We start from the raw sequence: 24,924 nt of genomic DNA on the forward strand, positions 1-24,924 counted from the left end.
TTATGACCGCCCCCCCGCGGATTCTCTATCCAGGCCGCGTCAGATCCGCTGCACGCCGTGGACCACGCCGAGCCGCCGCGTGCGGCGGATCACGTGCGCCAGGTGCGTGCGGTTGCGCACTTCGATCGAGAAGCGGATCGCGGCGACATTGGTGTCGCGCTCCAGGTACTCGACGCCATCGATGTTGGAATCCGCCTGCGCGATCGCCGCCGCCACCTGCGCCAGCACGCCCGGCCGGTTCTCGACCTCGATGCGCAGCGCCACGGCGTAATCGCCGCTGACCTCGCGGTCCCAGCCGATATCGACCCAGCGATCCGGCGACTTGCGGTATTCGGCGACATTCGGGCATTCCATCCTGTGCACCACGATGCCGCGCCCGGCGGTGTGGTAACCCATGATGTCGTCGCCGGGGATCGGCATGCAGCAGTTGGCGAACGTCACCACACCGCGCTCGCTGCCGGTGATCAGGATGCGGTCGTCGCCGCGGTGCACGCGCGGTGCGCCGTCGGCCGCGGGCGTCTTGCGCGCCAGCGACTGCGCGACCTGCGACGGCATGCGGTTGCCCAGCGCGACCTCGGCCAGCAGGGCCTCCAGCCGCGGGAAGCGATGCTCGGCCAGATACGCTTCGAGGTGCTGGGCCGGCAGCTGTTCCAGCGAACTTCCGAGATCCTCGAGCGCGCTGTCGAGCATGCGGTGGCCGAGCTGCACGGCATCCTCGTGCTCGAGCTGCTTCAGCTGCTGGCGGATCGCGGTGCGCGCCTTGCCGGTGACCACGAACTCCAGCCACTGCGGCCGCGGCTGCGACGATTTGGCGGTGACGATCTCCACCGACTGGCCGGTCGCCAGTTTGGTGCGCAAGGGCACGAGCTTGCGGTCGACGCGCGCAGCGACCGCGCGGTTGCCGACGTCGGTGTGCACCGAAAACGCGAAATCGAGCGCCGTGGCGTTGCGCGGCAACGACATGATGTCGCCCTTGGGCGTGAACAGGTACACCTCGTCGGGGAACAGGTCGACCTTGACGTTCTCCAGGAACTCCAGCGACGAACCGGTGCCGCTCTGCGATTCCAGCAGCGCGGAGATCCACGAATGCGCGCGCGCCTGCGCGCTGTTCGGCGCGCCGCCGCCGTGCTTGTAGGCCCAGTGCGCGGCGATGCCGCGCTCGGCGATCAGGTCCATTTCCTCGGTGCGGATCTGCACCTCGATGGGCGAGCCGTACGGCCCGAACAGCACGGTGTGCAGCGACTGGTAGCCGTTGGCCTTGGGGATGGCGATGAAGTCGCGGAAGCGGCCGTCGACCGGCTTGTACACCGAATGCGCGACGCCCAGCGCGTGGTAGCAGTCGCGCACCGAGCCGACGATCACCCGGAAGCCGAACACGTCGATCACCTGGCTGAAGGTTTTGCCCTCCGCGCGCATCTTGTTGTAGATGCTCCACGGCGACTTCACCCGGCTCACCAGGCGGTAGTCCAGGCCTTCGTTGGTCAGCCGCTGCGCAAGCTGCGCCTCGATCTTGGCCAGCGCCTCGCGCCGCACCAGCGGCTGCGAGCGGATGCGCTTCTCGAGGATGCGGTGGCGCAGCGGGTGCAACGCCGCGAACCCGAGGTCCTGCAGCTCAGCCTTGATCAGGTTCATGCCCAGGCGCTGCGCGATTGGCGCGTAGATCTCCAGCGTCTCGCCGGCGATGCGCTGGCGCGCCTCGGGCGACTGCGCGCCGAGCGTGCGCATGTTGTGCAGGCGGTCGGCGAGCTTGATCAGGATGACGCGCAGGTCGCGCGCCATCGCCAGCATCATCTTGCGGAAGCTCTCCGCGTCGGCCTCGCGCCGGTTGGCGAACTGCAGCTTGTCGAGCTTGGTGACGCCGTCGACCAGCTCCGCGACCGCCTCGCCGAACTCGCCGGCCAGCGCGTCGCGCCCCAGCGGGGTGTCTTCGATCGTGTCGTGCAGGATCGCCGCGACCAGGGTCTCGAGGTCGACCTTCTGCTCCGCCAGCACCTGCGCCACGGCGACCGGGTGGGTGATGTAGGGCTCGCCGGACTTGCGCACCTGCCCCTCGTGGGCGGCCGCTCCCACCGCCCAGGCGCGGCGCACCTGGCGGCGCTGGTCCGCGGACAGGTACGCGGTGGCGCGTTCGAGCGCGCGCATGTACCCGGGAATGTCATCGTCCCCGGGGACAGGTACCTGCACCAGCGCGCGCTCTGCGGATGTCATGGACCGAGCCTACGCGTGCGCCCGCGACCCGGCAACGCGCGGCGGCGCGGACCCGGACGTCGTGAACGCAGACGGCCCCGGATGTCCGGGGCCGTCATGGTCATGCGTGCAAGCGCCATGCAGGCGCCCGCGGATCAGGCGTCGTCGCCCTTGCCCAGGTCGTCGTCGGCGACGACCTCGGCCGCCGCCCACTCCAGCGCCTCGCGCTCCTTGCGCTCACGCTCGGACTTCTCGACGGCGTCGATGTATTCGGGATTGATGCGACGGGCGGCGATCTCACGCAGTGCCAGCACGGTCGGCTTGTCGTCGTTCTCGCTGTTGTCGATCTGCGGCTCGACGCCATTGGCGAGCTGGCGGGCGCGCTTGGCGGCCAGCATGACCAGCTCGAAACGGTTGTCGACGACTTTCAGGCAATCTTCAACGGTGATGCGGGCCATAAATCTCCTGGCGGCCGACCGGCCGTCGATGCAGTGCGAGGGACCGGGAAGGATAGCGAAACACCGCCCGGCACGCAAGCCGACCTGTTGCGAATCAGCCACTTGGGGCGTAATGCCGCCGCCGGCGGATCAGTCTTCCTGCAGCAGCGCGCCGATCAGGGCGCGGTGCCGCCATGCCTGGGCATCCAGGCGCAGCCGGCTGGCGACGAAGATCGCGCACATCTCGTCCACCGCGGTGGCGAAATCCTCGTTGACGATCACGTAGTCGAACTCCGCGTAGTGCGACATCTCCTCGCGCGCCGCGGCCAGGCGCCGGGCCATGACCTCCTCGCTGTCCTGGCCACGCTTGCGCATGCGCTCGTCGAGCGCCGCACGCGAAGGCGGCAGGATGAACACGCCGACGGCATCCGGCACCAGCTTGCGCACCTGGCGCGCGCCCTGCCAGTCGATTTCCAGCAGCACGTCGCGTCCGGCCGCCAGCTGCGGCTCCACCGACTGCCGCGCCGTGCCCTTCCAGTCGCCGTGCACGCGCGCGTGCTCGAAGAAATCGCCGGCGGCGATCATCTCCTGGAACCGCACGTCGTCGACGAAATGGTAGTGCTCCGCGTGCCGCTCGCCGGGGCGCGGCGGGCGCGAGGTGAACGAGACCGACAGGCAGATGTTGGGATCGCGCGCCAGGCAGGCGTTGACGATGCTCGACTTCCCGGCACCCGACGGCGCGGCGACGATGAACAGCCTGCCCCGCGTTGGAGCGTCGGGCTTACTCAATGTTCTGCACCTGTTCGCGCACCTGGTCGATCAGCACCTTGAGCTCGACGGCGATGTTGCTGGTGCGCGGATCGACCGACTTCGAGCCCAGCGTGTTGGCCTCGCGGTTGAACTCCTGGAGGAGGAAATCGAGCCGGCGGCCGGCGGGCTCGCGCTGGCCCAGCACGCGACGGATCTCCGCCACGTGGCTGTCGAGGCGGTCGAGCTCTTCGTCGACATCGAGCTTCTGCAGCGACAGCACCAGCTCCTGCTCGAGCCGGCCGGGATCGGCGGGTTGCGCCAGGTCGGCGAGTCGGGCCTCGAGCTTGGCGCGCTGCCCGATGCGGATCGCCGGCACCACGCCACGCACCTCGGCGGCGCGCGCGGCGATGCCGTCGACGCGCTCGAGCATGGCCGCGACCAGCTTGCCGCCCTCGCGTTCGCGCGCGGCGATGAACTCGCCCAGCACCTGGTCCAGCAATGCCAGCGCCTCGCCCTGCAGGGCCTCGGCATCGGTGGCCTGGGTGCGCAGCACACCGGGGTACTGCAGGAGCTCCGTGAACCCGACCTGCATCGCCGGAAACCGCGGCTGCAGGCGCAGGGCCAGCTCGCCGAGCCGCTCCACCAGCGCTTCGTCGACCACGAGCGCGCCGGCGGCGTCCGGCGCACGCAGGCGCAGGGTGAGCTCGACCTTGCCGCGCGCGACGCGGGCGCCGATGCGCTCGCGGAGCACAGGCTCCAGCGCGCGCAGCTCGTCCGGCGCGCGCACCCCGAGCTCGAGGTAGCGGTGGTTGACCGCACGGAGCTCGCAGCCAAGCGTGCCGAAGGCGGTGGCACGTTCGCCGGAAGCGAAGGCGGTCATGCTGCGGATCATGCGGTGCATCCGGGGGTTCGGGGTGCCGATGGTAAACTCGCGCGCCATTCCTGCGGTAATTCCCTCCATGACCGATTCCCCCCGTCCAAGCGGGCGCGCGCCTGCCCAGATGCGCGACGTGCGCATCCAGCGCGGCTATACCCGCCATGCCGAAGGATCGGTCCTGGTGACCTTCGGCGACACGCGCGTGCTGTGCACGGCGACGGTCGAGAACCGCGTGCCGGGCTTCCTGCGCGGCAAGGGCACCGGCTGGGTGACCGCCGAGTACGGCATGCTGCCGCGCGCCACCCACAGCCGTTCCGACCGCGAGGCGGCGCGCGGCAAGCAGGGCGGGCGCACGCTGGAGATCCAGCGCCTGATCGGCCGCTCGCTGCGCGCCTGCGTGGATCGCGACGCGCTCGGCGAGCGCACCATCACCCTCGATTGCGACGTGCTGCAGGCCGACGGCGGCACCCGCTGCGCGGCCATCACCGGCGCCTACGTGGCGCTGGTGGACGCGGTGCGCTGGCTGCAGGGCCGCCGCGAGCTCGGCAAGCGCGACCCCATCCACGGCGCGATCGCCGCGGTCTCGGTCGGCATCCACGGCGGCCGCCCGGTGCTCGATCTCGACTATGCCGAGGACAGCGCCTGCGACACCGACATGAACGTGGTCATGAACGACGGCGGCGGTTTCATCGAGCTGCAGGGCACGGCCGAAGGCCATGCCTTCCGCCGCGACGAACTCGACGCCATGCTCGCGCTGGCCGCGCAGGGCTGCGAGGAGCTGTTCGCGGCGCAGCAGGCGGCGCTGGCCGCGGGCTGAGCCATGGACCTGGTGCTGGCCAGTGGCAATGCGGGCAAGCTGGCCGAGCTGCGCGCGCTGCTGGACGGGTCGCGCTTCACGCTGCGCGCGCAGTCGGAATTCGGCGTCGCCGATGTCGACGAAACCGGCCTGACGTTCATCGAGAACGCGCTGCTCAAGGCGCGCCATGCGGCGCTCGCCACCGGCCTGCCGGCGCTGGCCGACGACTCCGGCCTGTGCGTGGATGCACTCGGTGGCGCGCCCGGGCTGTATTCCGCGCGCTACGGCGGCGTGCACGGCGATGCCGGGCGCAACATCACGCGCCTGCTGCGCGAGCTCGACGGCGTTGCCGACGACGCGCGCGACGCCAGCTTCCACTGCGCGATCGTGGTCCTGCGGCGCGCGAATGACCCCCAGCCGATTATCGCCGAGGGCCAGTGGCGCGGCCGCATCCTGCAAGCGCCGCGCGGCGTTGGCGGCTTCGGCTACGACCCCGTGTTCCTGGACACCCGCAGCGGGCTGACCGCTGCCGAGCTTCCCGCCGCGGTCAAGAACACCATCAGCCATCGCGGCCTCGCGCTGGCCGCGCTGCGCGAGCGCCTCGCCGCGCTGGACTGACCATGCTGATGCCGCCGCCGCTGTCGCTGTACGTGCACCTGCCGTGGTGCGTACGCAAATGCCCCTACTGCGACTTCAACTCGCATGAGCAGCGCGGCGCGCTGCCGTTCGCCGAATACGTGTCCGCGCTGGTCGCCGACCTGGAGCACGACCTGCCGCTGGCCTGGGGCCGCACCGTGCATTCGGTGTTCTTCGGCGGCGGCACGCCGTCGCTGTTCCCGGCCGCGGCCATCGATGACTTCCTGCAGCAGGCCAGCGCGCGCCTGCGTTTCGCGCCGGGCTGCGAGATCACCCTGGAGACCAATCCCGGCACCGCCGAACATGGCCGCTTCGAGGGCTACCTCGCGGCCGGCGTGAACCGCCTCAGTTTCGGCATCCAGAGTTTCGACGATGGCTGCCTGCAGCGCCTGGGGCGGATCCACGACAGCCGCGAGGCGGATTCGGCGGTGAAGCTCGCGCAGGACGCCGGCTTCGACAACATCAACCTCGACCTGATGTATGCGCTGCCCGGCCAGGACCTCGCCGGCGCCGCACGCGACCTGGAACGCGCGTTCGCGCTGCAGCCGGCGCACATCTCGCACTACCAGCTCACCCTGGAGCCGAACACGCTGTTCGCCGCAAAGCCGCCCGAAGGCCTGCCCGACGAGGACACCGCCTGGGACATGCAGGAGCACGGGCAGGCGCTGCTGGAAGTCGCGGGCTACGGGCATTACGAGGTCAGCGCCTACGCGCGCCCCGGGCGCCAGTGCGCGCACAACCTCAACTACTGGCGCTTCGGCGACTACCTCGGCATCGGCGCAGGCGCGCACGGCAAGATCACCCTCGGTGCCGGGGAGGCGATCCGCCGACGCTGGAAGCTCAAGCACCCGGCGGCCTGGCTGGCCACGGCCGGCAGCGACGCCGCGCTCGGCGGCGACGAGGACATCGAGCCCGCACGGCGGCCGTTCGAATACATGCTCAATGCCCTGCGCCTGCACGAAGGCTTCGCGCTCGCGGACTTCGAAGCCCGTACCGGGCTGCCGCGCGCGGCGATCGCGGCGGAACTCGCCGAGGCAGTGGCGCGCGGCTGGCTGGTCGAGGACGCCGGGCATGTCCGGCCGACCGCCCTGGGCCGGCGCCTGGGAAACGACGTCGTCGCGCTTTTCCTGCCGTGAGGCGTCTCGAACCGGCGTGGCCGGACGGCGGCGCAAACCCCGTGCTGGCCGCGGAGGCTCCCTGCATGCTAAGTATCCCCACAGGGGAAGCCAGCCAGACGCAAACATGTCAGTGACGACGCCACTCAATGACGCCACCGCTCCGCGGACTCTGGCGGCCGCCGGTCTGCCGCGACGCGTGCGCAAGGCGCTGGAAGGCGCGTTGGCGCTGGTCTCCGTGGAGCTCGACAACTATCTGGGCGCGATGCTCGACGAGTTCGAGCAGGAACTCTTCCGCCTTGCCGACCGCGCCCGCAACCCGGGCAGCGAGTCCAACTTCGTGCAAGCGTTGCGTACCTTCCGCCTCAACCGCTCCGACCTGGTCCCCCAGCTCATGCTTGAGCTGGAGGCCTCGCTTGCCGCGCTGCGTGCTCCGCCCTCAGCGCAGGGACAGGCGTCCGCGGCGACGACCGGCAACCCCCAGGTGCTGACCCTGGTGGAAGACGCGACGATGGACGAGGACGGGATCCTGCGCGAGATCGCCAGCCGCCAGGAGGGCCGCGCCACCTTGGCGATGCACCTGCTCGGCCAGCGCTTCGGAGTGCTGGCGGGCTCGCCGGCGATCGACGCCGCGCGCCTGCCGCTGGGTCCGCAGTCCGTGTGCCGGGCCATGCGCACCGCGAGCCATGCGCTTGATATCGGCGTCGAGTCGCGCGAGCTGCTGTTCCGCCTGTTCGACCGCATGGTGATGGGGCACTACGCGCCCGTGCTGGAGAAGCTGGACGCCGTGCTGGACCGCGAAGGCGTGCTGCCCGGCCTGACCTATGTGCCAATGCGCGTGCGCGCGACCGCACGCCAGCAGGCGCATGAGGCCGCGGAAAACGCTGCGCCGGGGCAAGCGGCATCACGTCCCAGGGCGCGCGGCGCAGGCGAGGCCGGCTCGGGTGGCCCTGGCGAAGGTCCCGCGGAGGGCCGGCAGGGAGGCAACGTCAGGCGCGGCGGCGCGGCGGCGGACGACCACGGCATCGGCCCTGCCGAGCCGGGCGCGCCACGCCACCAGGGAACCGCACAGCCCCGCCCCGATCTGCAGCGCCCCCATACCGGCTGGATGGCCGAAACCAGCAGCGCCTTCGAGGACTCCGACGAGCAGGCCGACTACCAGGCCCTGCAGCAGTTGATGGCCGGGCGCCGCGCACTGATCGGCAAGCTCCGGCCCGGCCAGCCCGGCGCCGGTGCGCCGCCGCTCAGCACCGACGACGTGTTCCGTGCATTGGGCACGTTGCAGGCCGCGCCCGAAGCGTCGCCACGCAACCTGATGGACATCCGCCAGTCCCTGCTTGCGCAGGCCCGGCAGAAGCGTGGCAAGGGTGCCAGCCTCTCGCAGCGCGACAACGACACGTTCGAACTGCTGCACATGCTGTACGGGCAGCTGGAAGGCGAGATCAGCCGCGACGCGCCCGCAGGCGCCCTGCTCCGCCGGCTGCAACTCCCGCTGCTGCGTGTCGCCCTCCAGGACCCGGCGTTCTTCGTCCGTGCCGCGCATCCGGCCAGGCAGCTGCTGAACACGGTTGCCGAGGCGGCGGCGAAATGGCTCGACAAGGACGATTTCGACCCGCAACTGTTGCCGCCGCTGCAGCAGGCGGTCAGCCACGTCATCGACAAGTACGATGGCGACGACGCGGTGTTCGAGGATTCCAACCGCGCGCTCCAGGCGCATCTGCAGGCGCAGGTGCGCCGCGCCGAGATGCTGGAGCGTCGCCATGTCGAGGCGGCGCGCGGCAAGGAAAAGCTGGAAGTCGCGAAGATGCGCGCCGGCAAGGCGCTTGCCGACATGCTCGGCGACCAGCGCATCCCGAAATTCTCCCGCGCGCTGCTCAACCAGGCCTGGGCCGACGTGCTGACCCTCACCCTGCTGCGGCAGGGCGAGGATTCTCCGGAGTGGCAGGGCCAGCTGGACGCCACCCGGAGGATCATCCACGCCTGCGGTCACGGCAGCGAGGCGGGCGATCCCGCGCTCGCGGCGCATATCGAGGGTGCCCTGTCCCAGGTCGGCTATCACGCCGAAGAAGCGGGGATCATCGCCAACCGCCTGACCAGCAGCCGCAGCGACGAGGACGATCCGGCATCGCGCACCGAACTGGCGATGAAGCTGAAGGCCAGGACCCGGCTTGGCGAGGACAGCGCGCGCGAGCGCCGGCCCGACCTGCCGCCGCGCACGCCGGAAGAACAGGCCCGCTACGAGCAGCTGCGGGTCATCCCGTTCGGCACCTTCATCGAGTTCGTGACCAACCAGCAGGGCGACGTGATCCGTCGCCGCCTCTCGTGGTTCAGCCCGGTCACCGACAACGCGCTGTTCGTCAACCAGCGCGGCCAGCGCGTCGGGGAGCACTCGCTGGATGCGCTGGCACGCATGATCGTGGCGGGCCAGGCACACATCGTCACCGCCGAGCGTGGGCGCCTGGTGGACCGCGCCTGGCAGGCCGCGATGCGCACCCTGCGCAGCTTTGCCGGCCGTGGCGACGCCCCGGCGATCACCGGGGACGGCCTGCCATGATCAACGAGTTCCGCCGCGCCAAGCGCCGCAAGGCGCCCGACACCATCCTGGTCATGGACGCGATGACCGAGCGCGTGGTCGGCCGCATCGGCAACCTGTCTGAAACCGGCATGTTGCTGCTGGCCAACGAGGCGCTCGTCGATGACGCGCTTTACCAGTTCCGCTTTGCGCTGCCATCGGCCGAGGGCGCCGATGCCAGCGTGGAGGTTGGCGCGCACCTGCTGTGGCGTGACCAGGCCAGTGCGCCGGGCCAGGCCTGGACCGGCTTCCGGTTCATCGGCATGTCGGAGCCGCAGGTCGGCCGCCTGCGCGCCTGGATCGAAGCGCCTGGCAGCCACTACGAGTAGCCACTGTCCCGGCGGTCGCAGGGCAGCATGGCGGGCGATGCGGCAGAATGCGGGTTCTTCCCGGAGCCATTACCCGCCATGTCCGCCGCCCCTGCCACGCTGTACGCCGCCCACCTCGACACCCTCTTTGCCCGCACCGCCGAAGCGCTCGTGCGCGGCGGCTTCGACCACCTGGTCGTACCCAGCGGCAACCTGCACTACCAGGTGTTCGACGATCGCGACTACCCGTACGCGGTGAACCCCCAGTTCAAGGCCTGGGTGCCGCTGCTGCGCAATCCCGGCAGCTGGCTGGTGGTGACCCCCGGCGCGCGGCCCAAGCTGGTGTACCTGCAGCCCCGCGACTACTGGCACGTGGTTCCCGAAGCGCCGTCGGGCTACTGGGTCGAACACTTCGACATCGTGGTCATCCGCACCCCTGACGAGGCGCTCGACCACCTGCCGAGGAACGCCAGCCGCTGCGCGATCCTCGGTGAGCCGCAGAGTGCGCTCGGACGCTACGGTGCGTTCGCGCCCAACAACCCGCAGCCGGTGCTGGATTACCTGGACTACCACCGCGCCTTCAAGACGCCGTACGAGGTGGAAATGCTGCGCGAGGCCTCGCGCCTTGCCGTGCGCGGCCATCGCGCCGCCGAGCGCGCGTTCCGCGCCGGTGCCAGCGAGTTCGGCATCCATCTCGCCTATTGCCAGGCGGTGGGCCAGGACGCGGCGGAACTGCCCTACAGCAACATCGTGGCGCTCAACCGGCACGGCGCGGTGCTTCACTACACCGAGCTCGACCGCCTGCCGCCCAACCCGGTGCGCAGCTTCCTGCTCGATGCCGGCGCCGGCCACGGCGGCTATGCCGCCGACGTCACGCGTACGCACGCGGCGGATGGCGAAAGCGAGTTCCACGCCATGGTCATGGCCGTGGACACGGCGCAGCGGGCGATGTGCGCGCAGGTGCGCGCGGGCTTCGACTACCGGCAGCTGCACCTGGATGCCCACCTGGCGCTGGCCGGCGTGCTCGCTGAGTTCGGCATCCTGAAGGTGAGCCCGGAGGCGGCGGTTGCCACCGGGGTCAGCAGCACGTTCTTCCCGCATGGCATCGGCCATGGGCTGGGCGTGCAGGTGCACGACGTCGCGGGGTTCGCGGCCTCGGATGCCGGCGGCACCATCGACAAGCCGGAAGGCCACCCCTACCTGCGCCTGACCCGCGTGCTGCAGCCCGGCATGGTGGTGACCATCGAGCCCGGCCTGTACTTCGTCGACATGCTGCTCGAGGACCTGCGCGCCGGTGCGCATGCCGGCAGCGTCGACTGGGACCGCGTGGATGCGTTCCGCCCCTATGGCGGCATCCGCATCGAGGACAACGTGGTCTGCACGGACGCCGATCCGCTGAACCTGACCCGCGAGGCGTTCGCCGGCTGAGCCGGGGCGCGCCTCAGCGCGCCATGAACGCTTCGATTTCGTCGGCGCTGCGCGCGAGCCCGGCGGTCAGCACCTCGTGGCCGTCGCGGGTGATGGCCACGTCGTCTTCGGTGCGGATGCCGATGCCGCGCCACCTGGGCTCGACGCTGGTGTCGCCCGGCGGAATGTAGATGCCGGGTTCGATGGTGAACACCATCCCCGGCTCGAGCAGCCGCGACGCCCCCTCGATGCGGTAGTCACCAACATCGTGGACGTCGAGGCCGAGCCAGTGGCCGGTCTTGTGCGGATAGAAGCGCTTGTAACCGCCGCTTGCGACGACGTCCTCGTGCTTTCCCTGCAGCAGTCCGAGCGACAGCATGCCGTCAGCGAGTACGTCGACCGCGGCATTGTGCCCGGCCTCGTACGGCACGCCCGGGCGCGCCTGCGCCAGCGCGGCCGCATGGGCGGCCCCGACCAGGTCATGCAGCGCGCGCTGCTCGCGGGTGAAGCGGCCATCGGCGGGGAACGTGCGGGTGATATCGGCGGCATAGCCGCGATACTCGGCGCCGGCGTCGATCAGCACCAGGTCGCCGCGACGCACTGACGCGTTGTTGTCCCGGTAGTGCAGCACGCAGGCGTTGGCACCGGCACCGACGATGCTGGCATACGCCGGCTCGGCACCAGCGGCACGGAACACCCGCTCAAGCTCAGCCTGCAGCTCGTACTCGCGCATGCCTGGGCGCACGGCGCGCATCGCCGCCTCGTGCGCACGCACGCTGACCTCGGCGGCATGCCGCATCAGCTTCAGCTCTTCGGCGGTCTTCGACAGGCGCATCTCGTCGAGCAGGTGGCCGAGCTCGAGGAACTCGTGCGGCGGCTGGGCTCCGTGGCGCACCTGGGCGCGGACCTGGTTGACCCAGCCGATCAGCTTCAGGTCGAAGTCGGTATCGCGGCCGAAGTGGTAATAGACCCGGCGGCGCCCTTCGATGAGCCCGGGCAGGATCTCGTCGATGTCGTCGATCGGATAGGCGTCATCCACGCCCAGCGCGTCCGCCGCGCCCTCGGGGCCAACGCGCGGGCCATCCCACGCCTCGCGTTCGGGGTGACGCTCGCGGCAGAACAGCAGGCTCTCGCCGTGGCTGCGCCCCGGCACCAGCACGAGCACGGCATCGGGTTCCGCGAATCCGCTCAGGTACAGGACGTCTGAGTCCTGGCGGTACGGATAGTGGGTGTCGCGGCTGCGGACGCGCTCTGGCGCCGCAGGCAGCACGAGGATCGCATCGTCGCCTGCCAGTCGCATCAACTGGCGACGACGTCGCGCATAGCTTGCAACGGGAATCCTGGGAGGTGTGGGCATGTTCGGCAGTGCTTGTGGCAACCGGGGAAAGCCGGAGCGGGTTTCGTCGGAACCGGTCAGTTGAGGCGACCGCGGTGGCGCGCGGCGAGCGCGCAGTCACCGTGCAGCAGCAGCGCGGCCACGCGCACGAATTCCTCGATCTCCGCCAGCGCCTGCTCGTCTTCCTCGTCGCCATCGTCCTGTGCGCTTGCGCGTGCCAGCCGGGCGAGGTCGGACAGCGCCTCGGCACCTTCTTCCGACAACTTCGGATCGTGACCCGCCGCGAGCCCGAACGCGCCGACGAAACCGCGGCACCAGTCGAACAGCGCGCCGCTGCGCTCGGCCAGCGAGGCCTCCTCGCCGGGAGACACCAGCGCCAGGCCGAAATCGCGGTCTTCGAACTGCGCAGCGGTGACTTCGCGCATGCGGTCCAGCACGCCGCCGGGTGCGGGCACCGGAAGCGCGTCGTCCACCATCACTTTCGCCAGCCAATGGCCACTGCTGTCGCCTCCGCCGGCAAGCCAGCCGCAGAGGCTGCCATGCAGTTCGGGTGCGCTGGTGCCCAGCGATGCCTCGCGGCAGGCCCGATCGATTTCAGACAGGGTGGGGAGCGTTGCGGACATGGCCAGGACATTCAGGGGGACACGGCACTATACCGCCGCCACCAAGCTTGTTGCCGCCCCTCATGCGTGCCTACACTGCGCTGCTGCTGCAATTGGCCGCAAGGGGAACAACGGCTTGACCATGCTCACCGACATGGGCTTCTTGATTGCAGCGCTGGTGGCGTTGCCACTTGCCGTGGCGTGCTCGGCGCTGCTGCTCCGCCAGCGCCGCGATCGCGTCCACGTCGCGCAGCTTCGCGACCGCGAGGAGCGCTTCAAGATGGCGTTGTGGGCGACCGGCGAGCGCTACTGGGACATCCACCTGCCGACCAGACAGATGGTCCGGCTGCTGCTCGCGCAGGAACCCGGCGGCCAGTCCCGGGAAGTCTCGAGCACCACGCGTGACGTCGTCGAAGTCATCCATGACGACGACCTGCCCCGGGTAGAAGAACTGATGCGCGCATACGTCGACGGCGCCAGCGGCGAATTCGTATCCGAACACCGCGTGCGCTCCGACGCTGCCGGCGACGACTGGGTCTGGGTCCGTGCCCGCGGCCGCGCCGTGGAGCACGATGCCGACGGCAACATCGTCCGCGTCGCCGGCACCGCGCTGAACATCAGCAAGAGCCGCGACGTGGAGCGCGAACGCCAGATCGCCAGCGAAGTACTGCGCAGCATGAACGAAGCGGTCACGGTGCTCGACCGCGACTTCAACTTCATCTCGGTCAACCCCGCCTTCACCCGCATCACCGGCTACCAGGCCGCCGACGTCGCCGGCCGCGGTGCCGACCTGCTCGACAGCATGCAGCACGACCCGGCGTTCTACCGCCACATCCGCAGCCTGGTGGCCCGTGACGGGCGCTACTCCGGTGAGATGTGGCAGCGGCGCCGCGATGGCGAGGAGTTCCTGTGCGCCATCGAGGCAGCCACCGTTCTCGGCAGCGAGGCGGACGGCGAGCGGCTGTACGTGTTCGTGCTCAACGACATCACGCTGCAGAAGCGCGCTGAACAGGAGCTGCGCTACCTCGCGAATTTCGACACCTTGACCAACCTGCCCAACCGGTCGCTGCTGTCGGAGCGCCTGTCTCGGGCGATCGTGCGTGCGCGCCGCGAGTCGTCGCGGATCGCAGTGCTGTTCCTCGATCTCGACCGGTTCAAGGACATCAACGACTCGCTTGGGCACGCTGCCGGCGACCGCATCCTGCGCGCCGCGGCCGCGCGCCTGCAGCAGACGGTGGGGCAGCACCACACCGTGGCGCGGCTGGCGGGCGACGAGTTCACCGCGGTGCTCGAGAACCTCGAGGACGCCGACGAAGCGGACCGCGTCGCCCGCGAGATCATCATGTCGTTCGAAGCGCCACTGATCCTCGACGACCGCCAGGAAGTCGCGGTCTCGCCGTCGATCGGCATCAGCCTGTACCCGGACCATGGCCAGGTGCCGACCGAGCTGCTCAAGCACGCCGACACCGCGATGTACCAGGCCAAGGCCGCGGGGCGGCGCACCTTCATGCGCTATGACGAGACCATGGAGGCGGCGATCCGGCAACGCGCCACGTTGGCCGGCGCGCTGCGCAAGGTGCTGGACCGCAACGAGCTGCGGGTTGTGTTCCAGCCGCGCCAGGCGCTGGCCACCTCGCAGATCACCGGTGCCGAGGCGCTGCTGCGCTGGCACAGCCCCGAGCACGGCGAAGTGCAGCCCGCCGACTTCATTCCGCTGGCCGAGGAGAGCGGGATGATCCTCGAGATCGGCGAGTGGGTGCTGCGCGAAGCCTGTCTGGCCCTGCGCCGCTGGCACAAGCACGGCCTCACCGACCTGACCGTGGCCGTCAACGTCTCGGTGCTGCAGCTGCTGCGTGGCGATTTCCCCGAGGTGGTGCGTCGCGTGCTCGACGACACCGGGGTCCCGGCTTCGGCACTGGAGCTGGAACTGACCGAGAGCGTGCTCATGGCCAATGCCGCGCAGACCGTGGTCAAGCTGCAGGCGTTCCGCGAGCTGGGCGTATCCCTCGCGATCGACGATTTCGGCACCGGCTATTCTTCGCTGGCGTACCTCAAGCGGCTTCCGATCACCACCATCAAGATCGACAAGACGTTCATCGCCGACCTGACCACCGACCCGGAAGATGCCGCGATCACCACCACCGTGATCGCGATGGCCCACTCGCTGGGCCTGAACGTGGTCGCCGAAGGCGTGGAGACGCGGGCACAGGCGGAGTTCCTCGCCCACCACAGCTGTGACGAGATCCAGGGCTTCTGGCTGTCTCCACCGCTCGAGGCCACTGCCTGCATGGCATTCATCCGCAACCGGCGGCCACCGGGTGGCAGCGTGGTGCGCCTCTCCAGCGCCGCGCCTTGACCACCCTCCCGCGCCTGCCTATCGTGCGCTGATGGACACCCCCGACGTGATCGCTCAGTTGCAGCGGCTTGGCGAACGCTTCGACGAACTTGCCACGCGCGCGCGCAAGCTTGCCGAAGAGAACCGCAGCCTGCGCCAGCAGCATGAGCAGCTCGCCGGCGAACGTTCCCAGTTGTTGACCAGGAACGAGCAGGCGCGCAGCCGCGTCGAGGCCATGATCGCGCGCCTGAAGTCGCTGGAGCAGCACACGTGAGCAGCAACGAGGCGGTCACCGTCCGGGTGCTCGACCGCGAGTACACCGTCGGCGTGGGCAGTGGCGAAGTCGAGGGCCTGATGTCGGCCGCGCGCCTGCTCGATACACGGATGCGCGAGGCGCGCGGCGCCAACCGGATGGCCGCGGTCGATCGCGTCGCTGTACTCGCGGCGCTCAACCTGGCGCATGAACTCGAACAGGTACGCGCCGACAGTGAACGTCGCGAGCGTGAGTTGGCGCGCGTGCTGTCGGTGCTGCAGGTCAAGCTCGACGCACTGCTCGATGCCTGAATCCGCGTGGCCCGTATCGAGCAGCGTTCGCGCATGAACGCAAACCGACGGGCGGACCCGTCGCGCGAAGGCAGCGCGGTATACTTCGGGCGCGTCCTCTGCCGTGTTCGACGGCGCGCTCAAACATACGCCTTGTCCCTTAATGACGACCACGGGGGCGCGACGGAAGCCTGGCGCGCATGTCCGCCCACGAGCGGAAAGCCCGAAGGCCGCCAAGCGTCCCCACTTGAACCCCGGGTTCAAGGTCGTTTGGCTCGCATCGGCATGGTGGAGGACGTATCTCTTGCCTGGTCCCGCGCAGCGCACGCGCGCTGCGGTCGGCATGACTGAGGCGCGCGCGATCCTGCGTCGCGAAGCGCGCCGCGCGCGCCGCGACGTGCCGCCCGCGGCGCGTATCGGCGCCGCATCCGGACTTGCCGACCAGCTGCTTGCCATGGCACCGGATTCAGTCCGCGTGGTGGCCGGCTACTGGGCCAGCGACGGTGAAATCCCGCTGCATTCCTGGCAGCTGCGCCTGCCAGACCATTGCACCTATTGCCTGCCCGTCCTGCACGAGGATGGCCGCCTGCGGTTTGCCCCCTGGCGCGCGGGAGATCCGGTGGTCGCCAATCGCCACGGCATCCCCGAGCCCGACGTGGCCACCGAGGCATTGCTGGCGCCGGAGCAGCTCGACCTTGTGGTGGTTCCGCTGGTGGCGTTTGACGCGCGTTGCCACCGGCTGGGCATGGGTGGCGGCTGGTACGATCGCAGCTTCGCGTTTCGCCACCAGACTGCGGCCCCGCCGTGGCTGGTCGGGGCCGGGTTCGCGTTCCAGCAGTCGGATGGCGACCTGCCGCGCGAAGACTGGGACGTGCAGCTCGACGCCGTCTGCACCGAACGCGCCACCTACCTACGCCCCGCGAACGAAACGTGAGCAACCGTAAACGCTATTGGCTGATGAAGTCGGAACCCGAGGACTTCTCGATCGACGATCTCGAGCGCGTCCGCACCGAGCCCTGGACCGGCGTGCGCAACTACCAGGCGCGCAATTTCATGCGTGACGGCATGAAGCCCGGCGATGGCGTTCTGTTCTACCACTCGAACTGCGACGTCCCGGGCGTCTACGGCGTGGCCGAGGTCGCCAGCGCGCCGTATCCGGATCCGACCCAGTTCGAGCCCAAGTCCAAGTACTTCGACGCCAAGGCCAGCCGTGAAGAGCCGCGCTGGATGCTGGTCGACGTCGGCTTCGTGCGCAAGCTTGCCGGGCCCGTCCCGCTGGACGCCATCAGAGGCCAGGCGGAAGCGCTGGGCGAGGACTTCGCGCTCATCCGCAAGGGCACGCGCCTGTCGGTACTGCCGGTGACCGCGGCGCAATGGAAAATCATCCTCTCCCTGGAACTGTGATGTCCGAAGGAAAGCGCCTGGCCGGCGAAAAGGCCATTGAATTCGTCGAGGACGGCATGATCGTCGGAGTCGGAACCGGATCCACGGTGGCGTTCTTCATCGACGCGCTTGCCGGCATGAGGGATCGCATCGCCGGCGCGGTCTCGAGCTCGGAGCAGAGCAGCGAGCGCCTGCGCGGTCACGGCATCGAAGTGCTTGACCTCAACGCCTGTGGGCCGATCCCGCTGTATGTCGACGGCGCCGACGAGTGCGACAGGGCCAAGCGCCTGATCAAGGGCGGTGGCGCGGCGCTGACGCGCGAGAAGATCATCGCCGAGGCCGCGAAAACCTTCGTCTGCATCATCGATCCTTCAAAAGAAGTCGAAGTGCTGGGGCGCTTCCCCCTCCCGATCGAAGTGATTCCGATGGCACGAAGCCTGGTGGCACGGGAGATCGTCGCGCGTACGGGCGGCCACCCGGCCTGGCGCCAGGGCGTGCAGACGGACAACGGCAACTGGGTGCTCGACATCCACGGCCTGGCGATCACCGACCCGGTATCGCTGGAACGCGAGCTCAACCAGATTCCCGGCGTTGTCAGTGTGGGCCTGTTCGCCCGGCGCGCGGCCGACGTGGTGATCGTCGGCGGTGACCCGGTGGTCGTGCGCTAGCGACGCGACGCGAGCTGCCGCAGCACGAGGCTGCGGCAGCGGCGGGTCAGGACCCGATGTCCTCGTCGTAGAAGACGCTGATGTAATGCAGGGCACCGCCCGGTCCGAGCGCACATTGCACCGCGGCCTGGTAGATCAGCTCGGGGCCACCCGCAATCTCGCTGGGCTGCCACGTGAGCGCTGTACCTGGGGAGCCGCCGAAAACGCTCGTCGACTTGGTGCGGTAGACGGCATTCGACTGCCCGCCGAGCTGCCGCCCTTCAACAAACGTGCAGCTCACGGCAGCGACCGCCGTGCCGACATTGCCCACGTGCGCCAGCACCTTCGTCGCGCCTCGAGCGCCAGCACGCGGGTCGCCCCGGAAGGTGCACGTCACGAACGCCGTGGCTTCACCCTCATTGACGAAAGCGAGCGGCCGCGCACGCAACGTCGCCGCATGCGAGCTCAGCGCGGGCTGGCAAATGCCGGAAGCTCCCTGGAAGTCATAGCGGAAAACCTCCGCTGCAGCCACATCGCCAGAAGGCGCGGCCGCAAACAACCCGAGCAGTGCAGCCAAGGCAGCGGGACGAAGCCCGCGAAACTCAGGCGCCGACATCTTCGTTGTACTCGCGACCGGTGTACTGGATGGTGGAGGACGGAGGCAGCACGCAGCTCAAAGACGGGCGATCGATGCCCGACGGCTTGGCGTTGGCCACTTCCGAGGGAACCCAGGTGATTTCGGCGCCCGCCCCCGCTTCGATGCTGACGGTCTTGGGGACGTAGGTCGCGAAGATTGACGCGCCAGTCTGATGCCCGTTCACAAGGGTGCACGTATAGCTCTGTGCGTCCGAGCTGTTGTTGGTGATCGCCACGTACAGGCGCTTCGAGCCGCGGACCGAATCCTGGTGATCATCGCCCTGCCAGTTGCATGTCACGAAAATCTGGCTTTCCGATTCGTTTGCCAGGCCAAGCGGCCGGTAACGCGCGCCCGCCGCAAACGCTGCGGTCGCGGCCCGGCACATGCCGGACGCGCCCTGCACGTCCACACGCGGCAATTCGGCCGCACCCGCCGCCGCCGCGCTGGCTACAAGGGCGAGAAACACCGGGGACAACAAGCTGCGGGCACGAAGCATGAGCATTACGTCCAATTACCAGGGAGCCGCACACGTTAGCTGAGCGCCGCACGCCAGGCAAGGAGCAAAGATGATCGTGCAGCGGCCTTCGCGAATGCGGGCACTCGATCAGCCCGCACCGCGCGCCAACGACGCACAAAGAAAAACCCCGCAGCCTTGGGCTGCGGGGTTTTGGGGTAAAAACCCTGGCGATGACCTACTCTCGCATGCTAGATGCACACTACCATCGGCGCATGTACGTTTCACTTCCGAGTTCGGAATGGGATCGGGTGGTTCCATACAGCTATTGTCACCAGGGAGAGGGTGGAGGGTCGCGGGCCGGTGGATTGGCTTTTTACGCGCACACGCTCTCGTTGGTTGCCTCCGAGCGTACCTGCATGCAGGTGCGCCTTCGGCGAATAGATAAGGACGTAGCGAACTTTTGTGCCGAACATCGACGCGTCGTCGAGTCCAAGGCCACTTGAGGTTATATGGTCAAGCCACACGGATCATTAGTACAGGTTAGCTCAACACATTGCTGTGCTTACACACCCTGCCTATCAACCACCTAGTCTTGATGGTTCCTTTAGGGGGCTTGTGCCCCGGGAGATCTCATCTTGAGGCGCGCTTCCCGCTTAGATGCTTTCAGCGGTTATCGCTTCCGAACATAGCTACCCGGCAATGCCACTGGCGTGACAACCGGAACACCAGAGGTTCGTCCACTCCGGTCCTCTCGTACTAGGAGCAGCCCCTCTCAAATCTCCAACGCCCATGGCAGATAGGGACCGAACTGTCTCACGACGTTCTGAACCCAGCTCGCGTACCACTTTAAATGGCGAACAGCCATACCCTTGGGACCGACTACAGCCCCAGGATGTGATGAGCCGACATCGAGGTGCCAAACACCGCCGTCGATATGAACTCTTGGGCGGTATCAGCCTGTTATCCCCGGAGTACCTTTTATCCGTTGAGCGATGGCCCTTCCATACAGAACCACCGGATCACTAAGTCCTACTTTCGTACCTGCTTGATCCGTCGATCTTGCAGTCAAGCACGCTTATGCCTTTGCACACAGTGCGCGATGTCCGACCGCGCTGAGCGTACCTTCGAGCTCCTCCGTTACTCTTTGGGAGGAGACCGCCCCAGTCAAACTACCCACCATACACGGTCCCCGATCCGGATAACGGACCTAGGTTAGAACGTCAAGCACGACAGGGTGGTATTTCAAGGTTGGCTCCACCCCAGCTAGCGCCAGGGTTTCACAGCCTCCCACCTATCCTACACAGACGAACTCAACGTTCAGTGTAAAGCTATAGTAAAGGTTCACGGGGTCTTTCCGTCTTGCCACGGGAACGCTGCATCTTCACAGCGATTTCAATTTCACTGAGTCTCGGGTGGAGACAGCGCCGCTGTCGTTACGCCATTCGTGCAGGTCGGAACTTACCCGACAAGGAATTTCGCTACCTTAGGACCGTTATAGTTACGGCCGCCGTTTACTGGGGCTTCGATCAAGAGCTTCGCCTTGCGGCTGACCCCATCAATTAACCTTCCAGCACCGGGCAGGCGTCACACCCTATACGTCCACTTTCGTGTTTGCAGAGTGCTGTGTTTTTGATAAACAGTCGCAGCGGCCTGGTATCTGCGGCCCTCATTCGCTCAGCTGCGCATGCAGCCACGAACAAGGGCGTACCTTCTCCCGAAGTTACGGTACCATTTTGCCTAGTTCCTTCACCCGAGTTCTCTCAAGCGCCTGAGAATTCTCATCCTACCCACCTGTGTCGGTTTACGGTACGGTCTGCACAAGCTGAAGCTTAGGAGCTTTTCCTGGAAGCGTGGCATCAGTCACTTCGTCCTAATGGACTCGTCTCGCTGCTCGGTGTTAATGACCCCCCGGATTTGCCTAAGGGATCCACCTACCTGCTTTCCCCGGGACAACCAACGCCCGGTAGACCTAGCCTTCTCCGTCCCTCCATCGCACTTGTGCGAGGTGCAGGAATATTAACCTGCTTCCCATCGACTACGCATTTCTGCCTCGCCTTAGGGGCCGACTCACCCTGCGTCGATTAACGTTGCGCAAGGAAACCTTGGGCTTTCGGCGTGGGGGCTTTTCACCCCCATTATCGTTACTCATGTCAGCATTCGCACTTCCGATACCTCCAGCAGACTTTTCAATCCACCTTCGCAGGCTTACGGAACGCTCCTCTACCGCGCATAACAAAGTTATGCACCCCAAGCTTCGGTTCACTGCTTAGCCCCGTTAAATCTTCCCCGCAGACCGACTCGACCAGTGAGCTATTACGCTTTCTTTAAAGGATGGCTGCTTCTAAGCCAACCTCCTGGCTGTCTGTGCCTTTCCACATGGTTTTCCACTTAGCAGTGAATTTGGGACCTTAGCTGTGGGTCTGGGTTGTTTCCCTTTTCACGACGAACGTTAGCACCCGCCGTGTGTCTCCCGCATAGTCTGTCTTGGTATTCGGAGTTTGCCATGGGTTGGTAAGTCGCAATGACCCCCTAGCCATAACAGTGCTCTACCCCCAAGAAGATTCGTGCGAGGCGCTACCTAAATAGCTTTCGAGGAGAACCAGCTATCTCCGGGTTCGATTAGCTTTTCACTCCTAATCACAGCTCATCCCCGTCTTTTGCAACAGACGTGGGTTCGGGCCTCCAGTTGATGTTACTCAACCTTCACCCTGGCCATGACTAGATCACCCGGTTTCGGGTCTACTGCCCGCGACTATGCGCCCTTATCAGACTCGGTTTCCCTTCGCCTCCCCTATACGGTTAAGCTCGCCACGAACAGTAAGTCGCTGACCCATTATACAAAAGGTACGCAGTCACCCCGAAGGGCTCCTACTGCTTGTACGCACACGGTTTCAGGGTCTATTTCACTCCCTTCACCAGGGTTCTTTTCGCCTTTCCCTCACGGTACTGGTTCACTATCGGTCGGTCAGGAGTATTTAGCCTTGGAGGATGGTCCCCCCATGTTCAGACAGGGTTTCACGTGCCCCGCCCTACTCATTTTTCATCGACAAGGCCCTTTCGAATACAGGGCTATCACCTTCTATGGCCAGTCTTTCCAGACTGTTTTCCTAGAACCAAGTCGACTTTTGGGCTGCTCCCCGTTCGCTCGTCGCTACTAGGGGAATCTCGGTTGATTTCTTTTCCTCCGGGTACTTAGATATTTCAGTTCCCCGGGTTCGCCTTGCATGGCTATGTATTCACCATGCAATACTCCTTGCGGAGTGGGTTTCCCCATTCGGACATTGCCGGATCAAAGCTTGTTGCCAGCTCCCCGACACTTTTCGCAGGCTACCACGTCCTTCATCGCCTCTGACCGCCAAGGCATCCACCGTGTGCGCTTATTCACTTGACCATATAACCCCAAGTCGCCTCGGAGCCATATGCCGCCCATGCCTACAAAGCACGGACATGAATATAACCACTCAATTTATTAGGACCTCGAGGGTCCCGCCTTAGCCTCTACGACACGTTTGGATATTCGTCTCAAACGCTCGCTACGTCCTTAATTTTAAAAGAACACGGAACGGCCACGATGCCGATCCGATTCAAATCTATATAAGTATGCGCAATCAAACATCCAGGAATGGTGGGTCTGGGAGGACTCGAACCACCGGCCTCACCCTTATCAGGGGTGCGCTCTAACCACCTGAGCTACAGACCCGATTCGTTTCCTGCCAGATGGTGGAGCCAGTCGGGATCGAACCGACGACCCCCTGCTTGCAAAGCAGGTGCTCTCCCAGCTGAGCTATGGCCCCGAAACGGGGTCGGTTCCAGGCCGTTGGCCTTGGAACTCCTGGATGCAGGTCACTTGTGCGGACGCCTGACAGGCAATTACCTGTCTTTATGTCTCTAAAGGAGGTGATCCAGCCGCACCTTCCGATACGGCTACCTTGTTACGACTTCACCCCAGTCATCTGCCACACCGTGGCAAGCGCCCTCCCGAAGGTTAAGCTACCTGCTTCTGGTGCAACAAACTCCCATGGTGTGACGGGCGGTGTGTACAAGGCCCGGGAACGTATTCACCGCAGCAATGCTGATCTGCGATTACTAGCGATTCCGACTTCACGGAGTCGAGTTGCAGACTCCGATCCGGACTGAGATTAGGTTTCTGGGATTGGCTTGCCCTCGCGGGTTTGCAGCCCTCTGTCCTAACCATTGTAGTACGTGTGTAGCCCTGGCCGTAAGGGCCATGATGACTTGACGTCATCCCCACCTTCCTCCGGTTTGTCACCGGCGGTCTCCTTAGAGTTCCCACCATTACGTGCTGGCAACTAAGGACAAGGGTTGCGCTCGTTGCGGGACTTAACCCAACATCTCACGACACGAGCTGACGACAGCCATGCAGCACCTGTCTCACGGTTCCCGAAGGCACCAAACCATCTCTGGTAAGTTCCGTGGATGTCAAGGCCAGGTAAGGTTCTTCGCGTTGCATCGAATTAAACCACATACTCCACCGCTTGTGCGGGCCCCCGTCAATTCCTTTGAGTTTCAGTCTTGCGACCGTACTCCCCAGGCGGCGAACTTAACGCGTTAGCTTCGATACTGAGTTCCTAATTGAACCCAACATCCAGTTCGCATCGTTTAGGGCGTGGACTACCAGGGTATCTAATCCTGTTTGCTCCCCACGCTTTCGTGCCTCAGTGTCAGTGCTGGTCCAGATGGCCGCCTTCGCCACGGATGTTCCTCCCGATCTCTACGCATTTCACTGCTACACCGGGAATTCCGCCATCCTCTACCGCACTCTAGCCTGCCAGTATCCAATGCAATTCCCAGGTTGAGCCCGGGGCTTTCACATCAGACTTAACAAACCACCTACGCACGCTTTACGCCCAGTAATTCCGAGTAACGCTTGCACCCTTCGTATTACCGCGGCTGCTGGCACGAAGTTAGCCGGTGCTTATTCTTTGGGTACCGTCAGAACAACCGGGTATTAACCGACTGCTTTTCTTCCCCAACAAAAGAGCTTTACAACCCGAGGGCCTTCTTCACTCACGCGGCATGGCTGGATCAGGCTTGCGCCCATTGTCCAATATTCCCCACTGCTGCCTCCCGTAGGAGTCTGGACCGTGTCTCAGTTCCAGTGTGGCTGATCATCCTCTCAGACCAGCTACGGATCGTCGCCTTGGTGGGCCTTTACCCCACCAACTAGCTAATCCGACATCGGCTCATCTATCTGCGCGAAGCCCGAAGGTCCTCCGCTTTCACCCGTAGGTCGTATGCGGTATTAGCGTAAGTTTCCCTACGTTATCCCCCACAAATAGGCAGATTCCGATGTATTCCTCACCCGTCCGCCACTCGCCACCCATAAGAGCAAGCTCTTACTGTGCTGCCGTTCGACTTGCATGTGTTAGGCCTGCCGCCAGCGTTCACTCTGAGCCAGGATCAAACTCTTCACTTAAGTTTTTCGGTCCGACCCGAAGGTCTCGCCAATGCTTTGAGTGCAGAAGTCGAACCAGAGCTCAAATCACTCGCTTGCATTTCTGCATTTGAATCATTCTTTGCTCTTGTTACGAACATCTACAAATGGACAGTCATCCACTTGCCAGACGCCCGCACAAGTCACCTGCGCATACTTTCAAAGATCCTGGGAGAGGCCTCAGCGCCTTTTCCCGCGCCTCGTCGTTTCCGCCGAGGTGAGCCGCACATTGTAGCGTGCTTTTCGTTTCCGTCAACACCGTGTGAGGCGTTGATTTCAACCTCGTTTGTCTTCGTGGCCAGGAGGCCTTTCCGTCAACCGAGCCGCACATCTTACCGCGTTTTTCGTTTCCGTCAACACCCTGTGAGGCGTTGATTTCAACCTCGTTTGCCGTCGTGACCCGGAGGCCTTTCCGTCAAGCGAGCCGCACATATTAGCGCGGTT

Annotated in this window: 20 protein-coding genes, 2 tRNA genes, 3 rRNA genes and 1 other RNA gene; 13 read left to right on the plus strand and 13 right to left on the minus strand. The window is 66.1% G+C overall.

Annotated features, from left to right (window positions below; translation table 11 throughout):
- Nucleotides 1-39: 39 nt before the first annotated feature.
- The 4 genes from JGR64_RS11460 to JGR64_RS11475 all read right to left on the minus strand — a co-directional run bounded on the left by JGR64_RS11460 (nt 40) and on the right by JGR64_RS11475 (nt 4,266).
- Nucleotides 40-2,208 carry a bifunctional (p)ppGpp synthetase/guanosine-3',5'-bis(diphosphate) 3'-pyrophosphohydrolase gene (locus JGR64_RS11460; RefSeq protein WP_199373501.1) on the minus strand — a complete coding sequence of 723 codons (2,169 nt, stop codon included), beginning with the start codon at nt 2,206-2,208 and terminating at the stop codon, nt 40-42.
- 134 nt (nt 2,209-2,342) lie between these two features.
- Nucleotides 2,343-2,645 carry a DNA-directed RNA polymerase subunit omega gene (gene rpoZ / locus JGR64_RS11465; protein ID WP_182824766.1) on the minus strand — a complete coding sequence of 101 codons (303 nt, stop codon included), beginning with the start codon at nt 2,643-2,645 and terminating at the stop codon, nt 2,343-2,345.
- Nucleotides 2,646-2,774: 129 nt separating this feature from the next.
- Nucleotides 2,775-3,413 (minus strand): guanylate kinase, encoded by a 639-nt coding sequence (gmk, locus tag JGR64_RS11470; protein ID WP_199373502.1) that lies wholly within the window; start codon nt 3,411-3,413, stop codon nt 2,775-2,777.
- Nucleotides 3,406-4,266 (minus strand): YicC/YloC family endoribonuclease, encoded by an 861-nt coding sequence (locus JGR64_RS11475; protein ID WP_199373503.1) that lies wholly within the window; start codon nt 4,264-4,266, stop codon nt 3,406-3,408. The genes gmk and JGR64_RS11475 overlap by 8 nt, the downstream gene beginning before the upstream one ends.
- A 67-nt stretch (nt 4,267-4,333) precedes the next feature.
- On the opposite strand from JGR64_RS11475, the gene rph reads away from it, so the two are divergent.
- The 6 genes from rph to pepQ all read left to right on the plus strand — a co-directional run bounded on the left by rph (nt 4,334) and on the right by pepQ (nt 11,106).
- Entirely contained in the window at nt 4,334-5,068 is a 735-nt protein-coding gene (rph, locus tag JGR64_RS11480) for a ribonuclease PH (protein ID WP_199373504.1), read from the plus strand.
- 3 nt (nt 5,069-5,071) lie between these two features.
- Nucleotides 5,072-5,665, plus strand: a complete 594-nt coding sequence (rdgB, locus tag JGR64_RS11485) for an RdgB/HAM1 family non-canonical purine NTP pyrophosphatase (protein ID WP_199373505.1) — start codon at nt 5,072-5,074, stop codon at nt 5,663-5,665.
- 2 nt (nt 5,666-5,667) lie between these two features.
- Nucleotides 5,668-6,819: a radical SAM family heme chaperone HemW gene (gene hemW / locus JGR64_RS11490; RefSeq protein WP_199373506.1), complete on the plus strand. Its 1,152-nt coding sequence runs from the start codon at nt 5,668-5,670 to the stop codon at nt 6,817-6,819.
- Between the two features lie 178 nt (nt 6,820-6,997).
- The gene (locus JGR64_RS11495; protein WP_234446950.1) at nt 6,998-9,352 is read left to right on the plus strand and encodes a DUF1631 family protein; all 2,355 of its coding nucleotides are present in this window, start codon (nt 6,998-7,000) and stop codon (nt 9,350-9,352) included.
- Complete coding sequence (locus tag JGR64_RS11500) at nt 9,349-9,699, plus strand: PilZ domain-containing protein (protein ID WP_199373508.1); 351 nt, start codon at nt 9,349-9,351, stop codon at nt 9,697-9,699. The genes JGR64_RS11495 and JGR64_RS11500 overlap by 4 nt, the downstream gene beginning before the upstream one ends.
- 78 nt (nt 9,700-9,777) lie before the next feature.
- Nucleotides 9,778-11,106 carry a Xaa-Pro dipeptidase gene (pepQ, locus tag JGR64_RS11505; RefSeq protein WP_233348196.1) on the plus strand — a complete coding sequence of 443 codons (1,329 nt, stop codon included), beginning with the start codon at nt 9,778-9,780 and terminating at the stop codon, nt 11,104-11,106.
- Between the two features lie 13 nt (nt 11,107-11,119).
- On the opposite strand, the gene JGR64_RS11510 is transcribed toward pepQ, so the two are convergent.
- Both JGR64_RS11510 and JGR64_RS11515 read right to left on the minus strand, forming a co-directional pair.
- Nucleotides 11,120-12,442, minus strand: a complete 1,323-nt coding sequence (locus JGR64_RS11510) for an aminopeptidase P N-terminal domain-containing protein (protein WP_199373510.1) — start codon at nt 12,440-12,442, stop codon at nt 11,120-11,122.
- Between the two features lie 56 nt (nt 12,443-12,498).
- Nucleotides 12,499-13,044, minus strand: a complete 546-nt coding sequence (locus tag JGR64_RS11515) for a UPF0149 family protein (protein ID WP_199373511.1) — start codon at nt 13,042-13,044, stop codon at nt 12,499-12,501.
- A gap of 121 nt (nt 13,045-13,165) precedes the next feature.
- Between JGR64_RS11515 and JGR64_RS11520 the strand changes: the two genes are divergently transcribed.
- The 7 genes from JGR64_RS11520 (at nt 13,166) to rpiA (ending at nt 17,952) form a co-directional block, all read left to right on the plus strand.
- Entirely contained in the window at nt 13,166-15,379 is a 2,214-nt protein-coding gene (locus JGR64_RS11520) for a GGDEF domain-containing phosphodiesterase (RefSeq protein ID WP_199374331.1), read from the plus strand.
- A 31-nt stretch (nt 15,380-15,410) separates the two neighbouring features.
- The gene (locus tag JGR64_RS11525) at nt 15,411-15,632 is read left to right on the plus strand and encodes a TIGR02449 family protein (RefSeq protein ID WP_199373512.1); all 222 of its coding nucleotides are present in this window, start codon (nt 15,411-15,413) and stop codon (nt 15,630-15,632) included.
- Entirely contained in the window at nt 15,629-15,922 is a 294-nt protein-coding gene (locus JGR64_RS11530; protein WP_199373513.1) for a cell division protein ZapA, read from the plus strand. The genes JGR64_RS11525 and JGR64_RS11530 overlap by 4 nt, the downstream gene beginning before the upstream one ends.
- A gap of 92 nt (nt 15,923-16,014) precedes the next feature.
- Nucleotides 16,015-16,200: non-coding RNA, 6S RNA (gene ssrS, locus JGR64_RS11535), on the plus strand.
- 44 nt (nt 16,201-16,244) lie between these two features.
- Complete coding sequence (locus JGR64_RS11540) at nt 16,245-16,835, plus strand: 5-formyltetrahydrofolate cyclo-ligase (RefSeq protein ID WP_199373514.1); 591 nt, start codon at nt 16,245-16,247, stop codon at nt 16,833-16,835.
- On the plus strand, nt 16,832-17,305 hold the full coding sequence (locus JGR64_RS11545) for an EVE domain-containing protein (RefSeq protein WP_199373515.1): 474 nt from the start codon (nt 16,832-16,834) through the stop codon (nt 17,303-17,305). The genes JGR64_RS11540 and JGR64_RS11545 overlap by 4 nt, the downstream gene beginning before the upstream one ends.
- The gene (gene rpiA / locus JGR64_RS11550) at nt 17,305-17,952 is read left to right on the plus strand and encodes a ribose-5-phosphate isomerase RpiA (protein ID WP_199373516.1); all 648 of its coding nucleotides are present in this window, start codon (nt 17,305-17,307) and stop codon (nt 17,950-17,952) included. The genes JGR64_RS11545 and rpiA overlap by 1 nt, the downstream gene beginning before the upstream one ends.
- A gap of 46 nt (nt 17,953-17,998) precedes the next feature.
- On the opposite strand, the gene JGR64_RS11555 is transcribed toward rpiA, so the two are convergent.
- The 7 genes from JGR64_RS11555 to JGR64_RS11585 form a co-directional block, all read right to left on the minus strand.
- Nucleotides 17,999-18,508 carry a hypothetical protein gene (locus tag JGR64_RS11555; RefSeq protein WP_234446951.1) on the minus strand — a complete coding sequence of 170 codons (510 nt, stop codon included), beginning with the start codon at nt 18,506-18,508 and terminating at the stop codon, nt 17,999-18,001.
- 25 nt (nt 18,509-18,533) lie between these two features.
- Nucleotides 18,534-19,070 (minus strand): hypothetical protein, encoded by a 537-nt coding sequence (locus tag JGR64_RS11560; RefSeq protein WP_234446952.1) that lies wholly within the window; start codon nt 19,068-19,070, stop codon nt 18,534-18,536.
- A 177-nt stretch (nt 19,071-19,247) separates the two neighbouring features.
- Nucleotides 19,248-19,361: ribosomal RNA gene (gene rrf / locus JGR64_RS11565) — 5S ribosomal RNA — on the minus strand.
- 173 nt (nt 19,362-19,534) lie between these two features.
- A 23S ribosomal RNA gene (locus tag JGR64_RS11570) occupies nt 19,535-22,416 on the minus strand.
- Between the two features lie 232 nt (nt 22,417-22,648).
- Nucleotides 22,649-22,725: transfer RNA gene (locus JGR64_RS11575), tRNA-Ile, on the minus strand.
- 18 nt (nt 22,726-22,743) lie between these two features.
- Nucleotides 22,744-22,819 (minus strand) — tRNA-Ala (locus tag JGR64_RS11580).
- Nucleotides 22,820-22,915: 96 nt separating this feature from the next.
- A 16S ribosomal RNA gene (locus tag JGR64_RS11585) occupies nt 22,916-24,462 on the minus strand.
- The 16S, 23S and 5S rRNA genes sit together here with 2 tRNA genes alongside, the layout of an rRNA operon.
- Nucleotides 24,463-24,924 lie beyond the last annotated feature (462 nt).

The sequence above is a fragment of the Luteimonas sp. MC1572 genome (assembly GCF_016615815.1).
Taxonomy (GTDB): domain Bacteria; phylum Pseudomonadota; class Gammaproteobacteria; order Xanthomonadales; family Xanthomonadaceae; genus Luteimonas.